Raw genomic sequence first — 15,714 nt, 5'->3', positions numbered from 1 at the left:
GAGGGGGAACAGTGAGGGATAATCGGAAATGCATCATCAGAATTGCAGTTTTGCTGACATTATTTGCAATTCCAGTCTTTGCCGCAAACACCCTTCAGAAGATCGGGGTGATCGGCAACACACTTGTGGATAAGGATGTAGTACTGCTGGCGGTGAAAGCCAAGCTCGGCAGCGAACTGACCGAAGAACTGATCCAGGACAACATGAAGCTGATTTATGAACTCGGTTACTTCTCAAACGTGGGAGCTGAAATCGAGGATCTGGATGGGGGAAAATACCTGATCTTCAAGGTCAAGGAAAACGCCATAGTCAAGAGCATCGACGTGATCGGGAACAAAGTGGTTCCCCTGGTTGAACTGAACAAACTGATCAAGACTAAAATCGGCAACATTTTCAATATTCCGCTGTTCAATGCCGACGTCAAACGAATCAATGATTTTTATAAGGACAAAGGTTATGTATTGTCGCAGGTCAGCGATGTCAAAGTTGATGCGGAGGGCGCCAGCCTGAAGCTTTCGATTGTTGAGGGAAAGCTGGAAGAAATCCGGGTGGAAGGAAGCGACAGTACCAAGGACTGGGTCATCCTGCGCGAATTCGAAATCAAGCCCGGGAATGTCTATAACGCCCATAAAATCAGGAAGAGCCTGCAGAAAGTGTTCAATCTTGGTTACTTCGAAACAGTCAAACCCTCCCATCTGAAGGGTAAGAATCCGGATGACGTGATCCTGGTAGTGAGTGTGACAGAGCAGAGAACCGGTCAGGCTTCCTTTGGAGGTGGCTACAGTTCTTCAAACGGCTTTGTGGGATTCGTGCAGGTCGCCAAAAAGAACTTCCAGGGCAGGGGACAAACCCTGAATGTCAAGACGGAATTCGGCGGAGTTTCGAGCTATGAACTTGGATTCATGGAACCATGGTTTCGGAGGAAACCGGTAGCTGTAGGGTTAAACCTTTACAACACCAAGATCAACCGTGAGCAGTATGATAATAATGGAAGCCTGGTGGGCAATTACGACGAGAGCAGAAAAGGCGGTGCCGTCAGCGTCGGCAAGAAGCTCGCTTACTTCACGACCGGCACAGTCACCTTCAGGGACGAGAAGGTGTCCATTGATGCCAATATTCCGGGATATTTATATGGAGACGAGCATCTCCAGAGCCTCGGTTTTGAGGTTTCCAGGGATACCCGTGACAACCCGTTCCAGCCTACTTCAGGCCTGATGGATTCGATCGGCATCACCAAAACTGGCGGTTTCCTGATGGGCCCCAACAATTATTCCACTTACCAGGGCATGCTGAGGAGATATTTCCAGGTCAAACCGAAAAATGTGGTGGCAACCAGGTTGAGTTACGGCATCATCGACCTGACTTCAGGCGACGTGCCTGAGTACGAGCTGTTCGGCCTCGGTGGATCTTCCAATCTCAGAGGCTATAAAAACAGGGAATATTCAGGCCGTGAAATGCTGTATTCGAATACTGAATTCAGGCATATGTTCACCGACAAATTCACAGGCATCCTGTTCTATGATGCGGGCGACGTGAACAAGGAAATTGAAAACCATTTCAGCCTGAATAAGAGCGGTGTAGGCTTGGGAGTGTCGGTGAAAAGCCCGATCGGCCAGATCCGTCTCGATTACGGCAAAGGAAACAACGGCAGGGGCGGAAGAACTTATTTCTCGATGGGCGATTCATTTTAATTCAAATAAGCAAGAGGGAGGCTTTAATGAAAAAGTGTTTGTCAGCAATCTGGATCGTTTTCATGGGTGCTCTGGTGTTGCAGGCGGCAGACCTGAAGATCGGGTATGTGGATTATGAAAAAGTTTTTTCTGCTTATTATAAGACAGATGCGGTAAACGCAGATCTGAAAAAGAGGACTGACGACTGGCAGAAGAAGCTTGACACAAACAAAACTGAAATCGCCGGTCTGAAAGAGGCATATGATAAAAAGGAACCCACTCTGTCTGATGATCTGAAAAAAACCGAGCGCAAGAAGATCATGGACAAACTTCAGGAATATCAGGATATGGGTCAGGATCTTACCGGAAAACTGAAGGAAATGCAGTTCAATGAATACGAGAAGCTCAAGAAAGAGATCGACATCGTGATCAAGGATCTTGGAGCGAAGAAGGGCTATACTGCAATCCTGGACAGGAACGCTGTTTATTTCGGCGGGGAAGATCTGACCGACGAGGTGATCTCGATCATCAACAAAGAAGCCCCAAAAACCGCTCCCAAAAGCCCGAAATAGCATACGGGGCAGAGGATGATGGAAATTACCCTGAGAGAGGTTGCGGAAGCTGTCAAGGGAAAGCTGATTGGCTGTCCTGAGCAGAAAATCAGCGGTCTTGCCAGTCTGCAGGATGCAATTGATGGCGATTTGAGTTTTGTCGTCAGCAGTAAATATTACAAACTGGTAGATGATTCGAAAGCTTCTGCCCTTCTTCTTGAAGAAGGCCTGCCTCTGCTGGAAAGCGGTAAACCCTGCATAATCTGCAAGAACGCATATCTTGCTTTTGCCGATATGATCAATCTCTTCTATCCGCAGGAGAAGATCCAGCCCTCCATCCATCCCACAGCCGTGATTTCCAAAGAATCCAGAATCGGTAAAAATTGTTTCATCGGTCCTTATGCAGTGATCGAGGCTGGGGCTGAGATCGGCCCAGGCTGCATTCTGGAAGCTCAAGTTTATATCGGCAGCGGTGTGACAATTGGTGAGCGGACGCGGATTTATCCACGTGTCACCATTCTGAAAAACGTTAAAATTGGCTCTCAGGTGATTCTGCATTCCGGAACAGTCATCGGCAGCGATGGATTCGGATATACCAGATTTCAGGAAACACATCTGAAAATCCCTCATGTGGGCGGAGTGGTGATTGAGGATAATGTAGAGATCGGGGCTAATTCCACAGTCGACAGGGGTACGGTCGGGAATACCGTGATCGGTGCCGGCAGCAAACTGGACAATCTGATCCAGATCGCGCACAACGTCAAGGTCGGCCGGAACTGCCTGATCGTTGCCCAAAGCGGTATCGCAGGCAGCGCTACGCTCGAGAACAATGTGACCATGGCCGCCCAGAGTGGCGTTGTCGGTCATCTGACTGTCGGTGCGAACTCAGTGCTGGCAGCTAGAACGGTTGTCACTCATTGCCTGCCTCCGGGATCATTTGTTTCGGGATTCCCGGCCAGGCCGCATCAGGAAGAGACCAAGATCAAGGCTGCTCTCAAAAGGTTGCCGGAGCTTCTGAAAAGGATAGCCAGACTTGAAAAGATTTTTTCAGAAAAGAAGGAAGACTGATTTTCGCATAATTTTCCTGCGGTTATGCTTGTGTTTTTTTCTCTGCTGCATCCATTCAGCCGAAGCGGTGTCATACAGGGGAATCTCAGGCTTTCTGGGTATTCCTAACGCTTATCCTGACGAGGGGATCAGCTATTTCAGATACAACAATCTCAGCAATTTCGTGATTTCTCAGAAATTTTTCCGTTACCTGGAAGTCTCATTTAAAAAGAGGCAGTATTCAGATCCGGGAATCATTGGTTTGAAGCTCGGGTTCCTGCCGGAATCCGCTTTTTTTCCTGCGCTGGCTGCAGGCCTTCTGGATCTTAACGACCCAGGGGTGGAAAAAGGATTTTTTTTGACTGCTTCCAAAACCATCAATTTGCTGGGATTACGGCTTCATGGTGGAGTATTAAAGGAAGGAAATTTCAAGGACCCCGAACTCGCAGGGAAGATTTTCCAGCCCAAGGAAGTTTTTTCCCATCTCTCAGGTTTCAAGGCCTGCGAGAAAAGACAGTTTCTGGGGCTGGAAAAAAAGCTTTTCGCTTGCTGTGAGCTGCTGGCAGGAATAGAGTCTTCCGGGATCCTGGATGCGGGAGCCAGAGTAAGCCTGAATGGCATAAAATTCGAATACTGGAAACTGGATTTGAGGGACAGGGAAAATTTCAAAAATAATCGTGGCTTTATGGCGAGTTTTGGATATAATTTCTAGGAGTTGTTAAAAACCTGAGCCCCGCGAAGGTTTTGTTACAACTCCTAATCCCCGTAGCGTCCCAAAGCCAAAGGCTTTGGGATGAGAGCCACTAACAAACAAGTTTGCAAGTGGCTCTTCAGAGTGGGATCTAAGGAGTTCTTCAAGACCCGAGTCCTGACGATCATCATGTCAGGACATGAGGCTCTAACAGACAGGAATCCGTAAGAGCCTCATAGTATTTTTCTCTCTCCGAAAGGATCTTCAATGAAGCAGAAAACAATCAAGGAACCGATAAAACTGTCCGGCAAGGGGCTGCACACGGGAAATCCGACTGAAGTCATTTTCGAACCTGCTCCACCGGATTCGGGCGTCAAGTTCATCCGGATGGACCTGCCCGGGCAGCCTGAGATCAAGGCTATAGTAGAGAATGTAGTCGGAATCGAGCGCGGGACCACGCTTGGTTTAGGTGATGTTAAAGTCCATACGGTTGAACATGTGCTTTCGGCATTCGCTGGAATGAACATTTACAATGTGACCGTAAAAATCTCGGGGAACGAACCGCCTGCTCTTGACGGAAGTTCCCGTCCGTTCGTGGAAGCGATACTCAAAGCCGGCATCCATGAATCTGAAGTCGAACAGCCGGTGTTCAAAGTGGAAAAGTTTTATGAGGTGTCAAAAAACGACAAGAAAATACTGGTGATACCACATAAAAACCTGCGGGTTTCTTTCACCATCGACTATCCTCATCCGAAGATCGCTGTGCAGCATGTAGATTATGAGAGCAGCGAAGCAGGTTTCATCGAGGAGATCAATGGTGCCCGCACATTCGGATTTGTAACGGATTACGAGGAATTAAAGAAAAAAGGACAGGCTCTCGGTGCATCTCTTGATAATACTGTAGCACTCTCAGAAGATAAAATTCTCAACCCTGACCTGCGGTATCCCGATGAATTTGTCAGACACAAGATTCTGGATGTGCTGGGAGACCTCTATCTTCTCGGTCGCCCCATTATCGGACATGTGATAGCCTTCAAGACAGGGCATGCCCACAATGTCCAACTGGTCAGGCAGCTGAGAACCGATTTATTGAGCCGCAAGAACCTTGTCAACTGGAACATCAACGACATCAAGAAAATTCTTCCGCACCGCTTTCCCTTTCTGCTGGTAGACAGGATCATTGAGATAGTGGATGGAAAGAAAGCCGTTGGAATCAAAAATGTCACAGCGAATGAGAGCTTTTTCAACGGTCATTTTCCTCAGCAGCCTGTGATGCCGGGAGTTCTGATCATCGAAGCCATGGCTCAGGTCTCCTGTGCTTTCATGCTTTCCCAGACACAACACGCGGGAAAGCTTCCATATTTCACAGGAATCGACAATGTCAGATTCCGTCAGCCTGTGATCCCTGGGGACTGCCTCGAACTGACCGTTCATGTGCTGAAGGTGAAGGGAAATATGGGTAAGGTGCTGGGAGAGGCCAGAGTTAATGAAAAACTTGTGGCATCAGGGGAACTGATGTTTTCCCTGGTAGATGCAGGGAGCTGAGGGACGATCATGAAAGCTGATATCTCGAAAAAAGCCCAGATAGGTCGAGGGGTGAAGATCGGCTATGGTGCAGTGATCGGGGATTCCGTCGAAATAGGGGATCACAGCGAAATCGGATATCACGCGGTGATCATAGGACATACCAGGATCGGCAGAAACAACAAGATTCATCCCGGCGCCGTGATCGGCAACATCACTCAGGCTCTGGCTTATAAAGGAGAAGAGAGTTTTGTCCAGATCGGGGACAACAACAGCATCAGGGAATATGTGACTATCAATGCGTCTCCTGCTGACGGCACACCCACTGAAATCGGTAACGACAATCTGATCATGGCTTATTCCCATATCGCCCATCACTGCAAGGTTGGAAACAATGTGATCATAGCCAATTCCGGAACCATGGGAGGCCATGTCACCATTGAGGACAATGTGGTGATCGGGGGACTGGCGGCGATTCATCAGTTCTGCCGGGTAGGCAAACTTGCGATTATCGGAGGACTCTGCAAAGTGGTGCAGGATGTGGTCCCTTTTGTCACCTGCGACGGCAATCCTGCCGAGATCTGCGGACTGAATACGATCGGTCTGAAAAGAGCCGGATTGTCGCCACGGGATCTTTCAACCTTGAAAAAAGCTTACAGATATTTGTTCCGCTCAGGCCTCAACAATACTCAGGCGCTTAAAATCCTGGAAAAAGAGCTGGGGCACGAAGAGCTGGTCTGTTATCTGATCGATTTCATCAAAAATTGCAGTCGCGGCATCATCAGGTGATGCAGGAACTGTGCTCAGCCTGCCACTCGTTTCTGAATTTTCTTTTCCCCTTGAAATGCCCTGGTTGCGATGTCCGTCTCCCGCCGGACAGGATTGTCTGTATGGAATGTCTCACAGCACTCGAACGGGAATTCAATCCGGGTAGAATCCAGGTTGACGGGCACGAAGCCAGTTATGCCTATCCCTATGACGGCACAGTCAGGAAGATGATAATTTCTTATAAATTCAGGGGAAAATTCAAGCTTGCGCCATTAATGGCCGGGATCTTCAAGCGGATGCTGGGTGAAGAAGAAAAGGAGACCCTGCTGGCCGGGATTCCACCTTTCTGTGGTGCAGGAAACCCTGAGCAGGATCATCTTTCCCCGATCCTTGCCCTGCTGGCCGCATCAGGATATCAGGTCAGGCCCCTGCTTTTAAAAACCCGCAGGACAGAACGGCAGGTCAGGCTGGGCAGATCACAAAGGCTTACTAATCCCGCAGGGGCTTTCAGGTTGAATCCGGCAGAAAGTTTGCCGGAAAAACGCAGGATCATTATAATTGATGATGTTATCACCACAGGTGGCACGCTGCGTGCAGCCTGTGAAAGCTTTCCGGGCTGGGACATCAGAGGCCTGATGCTGGCGCATGGAGAAACAGACGGCAGAATGTAAACAGAGGACTGGATTGTGATGAAAAAACCGACCTACAGGCAATTAAATTTTTTCAGGAAGTTCCTGGGTGCCCTGTTTGTCTTGATTTTATTTTGCTATCGGAAAGAGAAACTTAGAAAACCCGCAATTTTACTGATTTTATCCGGATTACTGACACGCTTCTGGGCGGCAGGGACCATTTCCAAGAATCGAGAGCTCGCCAGGAGCGGGCCTTACTCCCTGACCAGAAATCCTCTTTACTTCGGCAGTTTCATGATGGGGTTCGGATTTTCAGTCCTGCTGCTTCCGGTTTCTCTGATCCTTGGTTTTTGCATAGCTTTTAGCTGTGCCTATCTGCCAAAAATGCGGCAGGAAGAGAGCGATCTGCGACGTTTTTTCGGGAGCGATTTCGAGAATTACAGTAATCAAGTTCCCCTTTTTTTTCCTAAGATTCATTCCTATGCCAAGTCGAAATTTTCTCTGAAACTTGCGGTGCGGAATAAGGAATACAACGCATTCCTGGCGATACTGCTGTTATTGGCAGTGATTTTCCTCGGAAGAAAGCGCTTTATTTGATCGTTTTCAGTGCTTCCTGGGCTGCGCTGCGGACAGTGAAACTCTCGTCGCTCTTAGCCATCTCCTGAAGAACGGGAATAAATTCCCTGGATCCAGATCCGAACCTGCTCAGGGCTTTGGCGGCATAGGTTCTGACAAATGGATCGCTGTCATGCAGCGCTATTCCATAAGCGGCAACCGCCAGTTGAGGATTTTTATCCATGCGGGTCAGAGCTTCATCCGCATATTCCCTCAAATACGAGTCGCTGCCGTTGAGTGCCCTGATCAGGGTTGTGCCTGTTATTTTCTTGTCAATGTCAATGGAATCCAGGGCTTTAATGGCCAGACGGCGTAAATAAGGATCTGAACTTGAAAGCGAGGCTGTGAGTTCCGGGATAGCCGCAGCAGAAGTGCTTCCGTTTTTTTCCAGAGCTTTGATTGCCAGCCGGCAGACCTCAGGGTCATTATCCTTTAACAATTGTATTACAGCGGGAATGCACTCAGGTCCTGACTGGACGTTTCCCAGGATTTTGAGGCAGAGCCGGCGGATTTCGAGATCAGGGTCGTTAAGCTTCGGAACTATCGCCTGGACTGCGCTTCCTGCCTGGTCTCCAAAGCGGTCCAGAACCTCCAGCACTAATTTGATTTCAGCGTTGTCCGAACTCTGCAATTTTGCACCAAGGTAAGAAACCGCGGGTCCGCCAATTCTGATAAGCGAGGCTGCGGCATTGTCTTTCACGGTTTTTATCGGGTCTGCTAGGCAGTTTGTCAACAAAGGTATGGCGGGTTTCAGGTCCTGGTTCGAGAATCCGATCGTTGAAGCAGCAGTGGCACGGATCGTCTGGTCTTTATGAGAGAGCGATTCCAGCAGCAATGGAAGCGCATCAGTGGAGACGGCCAGTTTTTTCAGGACTTCTTCCGCTTGAGTGCGCAAGGAATCGTCCTTGTCCGTGAGAGCTTTGGAAATGAGGGAAAAGGAGATCTTGAAATCAGGTTCGATTTCCCCAAGGGTATTAAGAATCTGGCCACGCAGTTCCCTGCTGCCGTCAGCATAAAGTGGTGTCAGCTGAACTGCCGTATCGCTGGCAGCTTTACCGTAATGCCCAAGTGTGTCGATCACGAATAAACGCAAGCGCTGGGAATTTTCTGAAAGGGCTTTTGTAAGATATGGAATTGTGCCCGGCTCATCACTGCCTATTTTGCTGAGCGCATCTGTGAAGCATTTCAGATCTGATGATTCGCAGTTTTTCAGACCATCCAGGAGCATCGGATAAGCAGACAATGCGGATTTGCCGAAATTTCCCAGGGCATTCGCCGCATACAGTCTGACGCTGTGATCGGGATCTGAAATACAGTTCGCAAGCGATGGAATTGCCGCCTCGCTGGCAAGAAGGCTGGCAAGAGTTTCTGAAGCGGAACCGCTGATTTTTTGATTCTTGTCCGAAAGAGCCTTGATCATTTCAGGCAGGGAGGTCTGGGCATTTCCCAGCATCTGGAGTGAACGGATTGCCTGGAGATTGATCTGCTTATTTGGATCGGACATGGCTTCCTTTAGAGATGCAATAACTTCGCTGCTGTTGCAGCCGGCGGTTCCCAGCGCGGAAACCGCCAGCAGGCGCACCTGCGGATCATCGCTTTTGACGGCCTTGATCAGAGTTGCGGCCAGAGATGACGGAAAACTGATGAAATGCTTCAGCGCAGTCACAGCTGCTTTTCGGACTTCAGTGTCAGGGTCGGCCAGGCATTCGGCCAGTGCCGAGGCAGTGGTTTCACTGCTGTCCGAACCTGAACAGGTGTCGAGCGCAGCTAGCCTGACCTGGGGATCGGCATCGCTCAGGAATTTCCGGCTCACCTGCTGTGCATCGGATCTGCCGGCATAAGCTTTCAAAGCCATTGCCCTGACCAGAGGATCCTGGCTGTTCAGCGAATTTGAGAGAATTTTCCCTAAATCATCGGCTCCGATTGATCTGATTTTTTGAGCAGCCTGTGAAGCCAGATCCGGGTTGCGGTGTTTCTGCAGAAGAAGCAGTGCGGAAAAAGCAGCAGGGTCGTTTCTCAGATAATCATCCAATTTTTTGGCAGCGAAATCCGCAACCTGGGCAGCCTGATCTTTCAGGGATGAAAAAATCAGCAGCAGCACTTCTTTGGGGTCAGCTTTTATTTCGATCAGGGATTTGATGATGAAAATGCGCATGTCGGGATTCTGGAAAGGGAATTCCGCTGAAATTCGGGAAGTTGCGTAATTCTTGCTGATCAGGCCGAAAGAATATAAACGAAGGTTGAGGCGGGGATCATTTCTGTACTGGACCATGAAAAAAATCAGGCAGAGGCTCAGGGAAAGCAGACCCAGCAGAAACAGCAGCTTCTGCATTCCGAAGGGTTCAGCTTCGGCGGGTTTTGGTTGAGCTGGTTTCTGGTCTCTGGTAATATTTGGAGTACGGGGAGGCTTAACAGCAACATGAGGCTGAGAAATTTCCGCATTCCCCACCCGTTTCACCGCAATTCCTTCTTTGCCTTTTTTTCCGCTGAATGGGTCTGAGATCAACCCCTGGAGCGGATCAGCTTCATTTTTCAGGTCTCTGAAACTCTTTTTGCCGCCCTTAGCTTCCGGAACCGCCTTCTGTACCTCCGGAGGATGGGTTGTTTTTTCAACATGGGTTGTCCCTGATTTGACGGCTTTCAGCTTGAGTTTGTCGGGTGTTTCCTGAATTTTCGACGGGCCGGATACGGATTCAGGCTTGGCACCCAGAAAATTGCGGATCGACTCATTCCACTGCTTGACTGTCTCAGGATTCGCATCCTTGGAATCGAACACTGATTCTATCAGTTCCAGCAGATGCCTGGGAATTGAAGTAAGTTTCTGTTTCGCCACAGGTACCTGGTAGACGGTCACAGGTTCGGTAATGCCTTTAAGCTCCATCGGCCCGATCTTTTCAGACACTATTTCACTGCGATTCATTAGAAGATATGTGGATTCACTGATGCCGATCGAACCGCCAGGAAAGCAGGGCAGGGCTTCCATCCTGGCCGCTATATTAACCGCATCGCCGAAAACATCGTTTTCCTCGATGGTCACGTCTCCGGAGTTGATTACAACCCTGATCAGCATCTGCTTGCTCTCGTCATGCAGCCGGTCATTGAATTCTTTGAGCACCAGCTGGACGATCAGGGCACAGACCACTGCATCTGTTGCACTGTTGAAGCCGCACAGAAAAGCATCACCCATGGTCTTGTAGATCCGGCCCTTGTAAAATTCAATTACCGGCACCATCAGCTGTTTGTGCCTGCGGATCAGATCCACAATCTCCGAACGGGAACTGGAGGTTGTAGTATTAGAAAATCCCTGGATGTCGGTGATCATGATCGAGAGATTCTGAGAGACAATTTTAGAAGGCATATTTTTTCCGGATTAATTTTTTATGACATTTTATCAGAGTTTAGAAAACTAATAAAGTTGTCTGAAAGCGGTGCTGACTCAAACAGTGCCTTTTTGCTTTCGCTGTAACAGAGAATCCAGATTGTTTCTGGCAGCTCGTGTCCATGGATGGTCAGGGGTCAGCACCTTTTCCCAGATTATCAGAGCTCTGCGATAAAGGGGTTCCGCTCCCAGATTGTCTCCCATTGTCACAAGCAGAGTCGCAAGATTGTGGAGGGAGAGAGCGGTATCAGGGTGTTCGGGATCCAATACCTTCTCCCTGATTGCCAGAGCCCTGCGGTAAAGCGGCTCAGCTTCGCAATAGCTTCCCTTATTTTTCAAAAGCCCTGCCAGATTGTCCAGGCTTCGAGCGGTATCTGGGTGCTCCGGTCCCAGAACTTTTTCCCAGATCGCCAAGGCCTTGCGCAAAAGGGGTTCAGCTTCCTGATAGTCCTCTTTATTGTAAAGCAGCATGGCAAAATTGTTCAGACTCAGGGCAGTATCCGGGTGCTCGGGACCCAATGACTTTTCCCTGATTGCCAGAGCCTTGCGTAAAAGGGGCTCAGCACCTTCATAGTCCCCTTTATTGTAAAGCAGCATTGCAAGATCGTTCAGGCTGAGGGCCGTGTTCGGGTGATCCGGGCCCAAGGCCTTTTCCCAGATCGCCAGAGCCCTATAGTAAAGCAGTTCCGCTCCACCATAGTCACCTTTATTTTTAAGCAGAGTGGCAAGATTGTTCAGGCTGAGGGCTGTGTCAGGGTGTTCTGACCCCACTTCCTTTTCCTGTATTGACAGAGCTTTGCGGAAAAGTGATTCAGCTCCTTCATATCTTGCATTATCTTGCAGGAAAGAGGCAGTCTGATTTATTAAAAGTGCGAAGTCGGCGGCTGCAGGAGAAGTGTTTTCATGATTTTCGATCATCAGATTGTATGACTGGACCATATCGAATCTGCCGGCAAGAGAAGCCCAGTAACCTGTCAATTCGGATCTTCTTCCCTCCAGCAGGAATTTTTTAAACATAGAGAGATCTGTAATACAATCTTTCAGGCCTGACCAGTTCTCAGCCCGGCACAGCTGCCAGGGCAGTTCGTCAAATTTCCTGTCATCCATTCCCGGATTATTCTCGAAATATCCGGCCAGAACCTGATGCAGCTTCTTTCTATCCTGACCCGAAAGATACATTTCTTTTGCGGCCATGCTGAACTGCCTGTGCAGGAAAGTCAGCAGGTATGATCCACCGATCATGCTTTCTAAAAGATAGGGAGCGAGTTCAAAATGAAGCCGTGCCCAGACCACGAACGGGATCTGTTTTTTCTCTATGGACTTTTGCAGTCTTAAATGCAGCTGGCTGTCAAGATAACCATAAAAATCAGGATCAGCAGCCAGAATCTCCAAAAGCTCTTCTTCGGATAATCCATTGCGGCCTGCGGCAAGATAACCAAGTATGCGGGAGACAATCATTTCTCCGCAGTTCTGGGGCAGAGACAGGCGCTTAAACAGGTCTTTGATGATGCCGGCCAGGTCAGCGCTCAACTTTATTTCTTCAGGCTTTGTAAATGATTTCCAGCGTCTGGCTTCCCCAAAGGCAATTTTCAAATAAAGGGGATTGCCGTTCCTTTTGAAATTATCCAGAATCAGGGAGCGCTGTTCTCCCGTCAATTGGCGGCCGGCTTTTTTTAACCAGCAATCCAGCAGAAGCGAGCCTTCACTGGCTGGCATATTTTGCAGTTCTTTGATGTTTTCCTGAGGGATCTTTTTCTTCAGATGCTCCAGGCAACTTTCTGAATCATCCCTGGACTTGTCGTTTGCCGTGATCGCGCCGGCAGATGTCGAGACCACCAACCTGACGTTTTCCGGAATTTCGGGAGGCAACCATCTCAATTCATGGGCATGGTTATCATTCGGCAGTTGATCCAGAGCGTCCAGAAACAGGAGCAGCGGTTTTCTGGCAGTAGCTGATCTCAGTAATTCCAGGAATTTCATTTCCAGGCCGTCATCATCACAAGGGATCGATTTTTCATCAATGCCATAATGATGGGCTATCTGGCGGCAGAGGCTTTCCAGTAATGAGTGAAGAGTCGATGAATCGGGCGTGTTCCCTAAAAACCTATGGATTACAACAAACGTGCTCTGCTCCGTATTTCTACCATATTTTTCAATCGCATCGGAGATCGACTGAGCCAGTAAAGCGGATTTTCCGCTGCCTGCTTGCCCGTAAATCGCCAGGGGTGCCTTTGGCTCTACATCAGGTTTCAGATAATCCGCGATGAACTTCCGGTATTCCCCCCGCCCGGTAAAGTTTTTTGCTATTTTCAAGCGGAAATTTTCATGGTTAATGATTTCTTTGGCGAGCGGGGTAAGTTTGACGTCATGCGCTATTTTATCCAGGATGACGCAGGACAGCGCCTGATAAACATCCCGGCACATTTTATCGATATGGCCGGTCGTCAGCTTGCCTTTTTCCCATCTGGCATCGTATTCAAAGATGTTTTGAGGCAGGGTCTTGTACAACATGTTCTTGAGTGAATCCGACAGGCCATGGGATTCCTGATCAAAGGCACCTCCCGCATCAGTATCAACAAAATCTTTAACTTGTGATTTCTTTGAGCGCAAGTCTATTTTCAGATCATCCAGATTGGATATTTTCCTGAAAAAGCAGAATACATGCTTTTTGGCGTTTTTGCTGTGTTCCAGGGCACCCTTGACAATTTCCTGCGCAACGGCTGAGACATTATAAAACAGGCGTCGATCCCCCTGGAAATCTCCTGTCGCCTGTCTCAAGATATGAGAAAGCCTCTGTTCAACTTTCTCCCAGCATTTCAATTCTGCATATTCGCCTGTCCGCTGCTGCAATACCCATAAGGTTTCAGAATCCTTTTTTTTGGATAAAGCGTTCAGGTCGCGTTTATACCATGAATCAAGCAGTTTCAGGTCTTCGGCCGTGAATTTACCCATTTTTATTTTCACGCGGAGCTTTTCCGAAATTTTATAATATTCACTTTCCGGTATCTCGGCAGGAAGCGGCCGCCAGCCATAGCGGTCACCGAGAAGAATCATGAAATTAGGCCTGGGGGAGACTGCCTGGCAGCGTTTGATTTCGGATAAACAGATCTTCATCGTCTGCTGGTCTATTGCATCTTCTTCCGTAATCAAAAAGCGCAGGTCGACAGCCTGAAAACGATAGCCATGCTGCCGGCAGAGCTTACTCAACTTCGGGAAAACTTTCGCCTGGAGCGCTTCCCTCTCTTCCCTGAGGTCGCTGAAGGTCGAACTGACATAGATCCGGAACACCCGGCTCGAGCGTTCGGTTTCCGTTTTTATCAGAACTTTTATGCCCTGACTTTCCAGTGTTTTAATGCTGTCGCGTGCTTTTTTCGAGACTTCCGGATGCCCTGACCTTTCAAGTTCGAGCAGAAATTCATAGTAATCCAGATCTTCAAGCTCCATGATGACGTAGATCACGGACAGCTGCATCTCTTTCGTTTCAGATTTGACCATCTCAAGCAGCGAGGCATAGATTCCGGCGTTTTTCTCATCTTTCAAAGCCAGGATCGAGTTCGCCCGGGTCCGGTTGTTCTCATCCTTCAAAAGCGGGATTATTTCCTTTAATTTGTCTTTATCATTGATTAACCTGATTGCCTCAACAGCATTTGCCCGGCAGCGTGCATCTTTTGATTTAAGATATTTTACCAGCACCGGAAGTGCCTTCCGATACTGGAGTTTTCCCAGACCGATAATGATAGTGGCGATTGCCTTGTGATCATTTTCTTTTGAAAGATGCTCCAGCAGTATTGCTCCGCCTGAGCCTTTTTCCACTGTATCCACTATCGCTTTCAGCCGCATCCCCGGGTCTGAACTGTTCAATACGGTCTTCAGCCTGTCCCTTGTCTCGGCAGTGTCCTGCGTTTCATGTTCGATCTCTTCCAGGCTTTCCGCTTTTATTTCTGCCTCTTTGCCCAGCTTTTTCAAGATCTCTTCCGCTTTCCCCACTCCTTTCTTTTTAAAGATCAGCAGGGTTTTAAGCGCATTGTTCCTGACAGTCAGATCGCGGTCATTGAATAATGTCAATACAGTTTCCATGTTTTCCTGAGTGGGGAAATACTGCAGCACATAGGCTGCCGAGGCGCGCATCGCGACACCGGGAGAACCGGCCATGGTGCGCAGTATTTTCAGAGTGTTCACTCCGCCGAGTTCCCTTACGAACCGTACCGCGTTGGCTCGGACTCGGTTGTCGGCATCCTCCAGTTTCGAGATCACAAAAGGATAGGCCCGCTCGCTGCCGATCATTTCCAGCGCGTCGATTGCGTTGGCCCTGACTCTGGGAATTTCGTGGGAGAGAAACGGGGCGATAGTTTTAATTTCGCTCTCTGATCCGAATTTGCCGATTGCAATCAGCAGGGCAGCCAGGATGTTGGAATCTTTTTCCCGGTTCAATACAGTGATCAACTCCGGGAGCTTTTCTTTCAAACCAGTATTGACCAGGTGTTGAATGATCGGTACCGCCTGGCTGCTTTCGGTCTTTCCTTCAAAAAAATTCTCGATTTCAGCAGGACTGAAATAGGCGGTTTTCTTTTCGGACAATTTGGGAGTGATTCTGCTTTTCAGAACATTCAAGGCTTTTTTGGCATAAAACCGCACTTCGACCGATTCATCGAAATCAGCTATTTTCTGCAGCGTCAGGAAATTTTCGCGGCTCGGTTTTTTGGCGAGCTGGATGATCGCCTGCTTGCGTTCAGTCTCATCTTCGGATTGCAGCAGTAAACGTATCTGCTCATTGACGGCATGATGTGGATTTTTATCTAATTCAGTCATCTGAGAGGCTCCGTTGAACAACCAACATAAT

General features: G+C 48.7%; 10 protein-coding genes. 8 read left to right on the top strand and 2 right to left on the bottom strand.

Annotated elements, in window-relative coordinates; translation table 11 throughout:
• Positions 1 to 11 precede the first annotated feature (11 nt).
• The 8 genes from PHW04_01495 (at position 12) to PHW04_01460 (ending at position 7,477) form a co-directional block, all read left to right on the top strand.
• Entirely contained in the window at positions 12 to 1,691 is a 1,680-nt protein-coding gene (locus PHW04_01495) for a BamA/TamA family outer membrane protein (GenBank protein ID MDD2714546.1), read from the top strand.
• A 26-nt stretch (positions 1,692 to 1,717) separates the two neighbouring features.
• A complete protein-coding gene (locus PHW04_01490) occupies positions 1,718 to 2,242 on the top strand; it encodes an OmpH family outer membrane protein (GenBank protein MDD2714545.1) in 525 nt (174 codons plus the stop codon).
• Positions 2,243 to 2,257: 15 nt separating this feature from the next.
• On the top strand, positions 2,258 to 3,289 hold the full coding sequence (lpxD, locus tag PHW04_01485) for a UDP-3-O-(3-hydroxymyristoyl)glucosamine N-acyltransferase (GenBank protein ID MDD2714544.1): 1,032 nt from the start codon (positions 2,258 to 2,260) through the stop codon (positions 3,287 to 3,289).
• Entirely contained in the window at positions 3,255 to 3,980 is a 726-nt protein-coding gene (locus PHW04_01480; protein MDD2714543.1) for a YjbH domain-containing protein, read from the top strand. Before lpxD ends, PHW04_01480 begins: the two co-directional genes overlap by 35 nt.
• Before the next feature lie 246 nt (positions 3,981 to 4,226).
• Positions 4,227 to 5,504, top strand: a complete 1,278-nt coding sequence (gene lpxC, locus PHW04_01475; GenBank protein MDD2714542.1) for a UDP-3-O-acyl-N-acetylglucosamine deacetylase — start codon at positions 4,227 to 4,229, stop codon at positions 5,502 to 5,504.
• A gap of 9 nt (positions 5,505 to 5,513) precedes the next feature.
• Positions 5,514 to 6,272, top strand: coding sequence for an acyl-ACP--UDP-N-acetylglucosamine O-acyltransferase (gene lpxA / locus PHW04_01470; protein MDD2714541.1), 759 nt, complete (start codon positions 5,514 to 5,516; stop codon positions 6,270 to 6,272).
• Positions 6,272 to 6,922, top strand: a complete 651-nt coding sequence (locus PHW04_01465) for a phosphoribosyltransferase family protein (GenBank protein ID MDD2714540.1) — start codon at positions 6,272 to 6,274, stop codon at positions 6,920 to 6,922. Before lpxA ends, PHW04_01465 begins: the two co-directional genes overlap by 1 nt.
• Positions 6,923 to 6,940: 18 nt before the next feature.
• Complete coding sequence (locus PHW04_01460) at positions 6,941 to 7,477, top strand: isoprenylcysteine carboxylmethyltransferase family protein (protein MDD2714539.1); 537 nt, start codon at positions 6,941 to 6,943, stop codon at positions 7,475 to 7,477.
• Here the strand turns inward: PHW04_01460 and PHW04_01455 are convergent.
• Both PHW04_01455 and PHW04_01450 read right to left on the bottom strand, forming a co-directional pair.
• Positions 7,470 to 10,853 carry a HEAT repeat domain-containing protein gene (locus PHW04_01455; GenBank protein ID MDD2714538.1) on the bottom strand — a complete coding sequence of 1,128 codons (3,384 nt, stop codon included), beginning with the start codon at positions 10,851 to 10,853 and terminating at the stop codon, positions 7,470 to 7,472. The two genes, PHW04_01460 and PHW04_01455, sit on opposite strands and share 8 nt — an antisense overlap.
• A gap of 78 nt (positions 10,854 to 10,931) precedes the next feature.
• On the bottom strand, positions 10,932 to 15,683 hold the full coding sequence (locus PHW04_01450; protein ID MDD2714537.1) for a tetratricopeptide repeat protein: 4,752 nt from the start codon (positions 15,681 to 15,683) through the stop codon (positions 10,932 to 10,934).
• Positions 15,684 to 15,714: the final 31 nt, after the last annotated feature.

This window comes from Candidatus Wallbacteria bacterium (assembly GCA_028687545.1).
GTDB lineage: Bacteria > Muiribacteriota > JAQTZZ01 > JAQTZZ01 > JAQTZZ01 > JAQTZZ01.
This window is presented reverse-complemented; position numbering and strand designations above follow the sequence as displayed.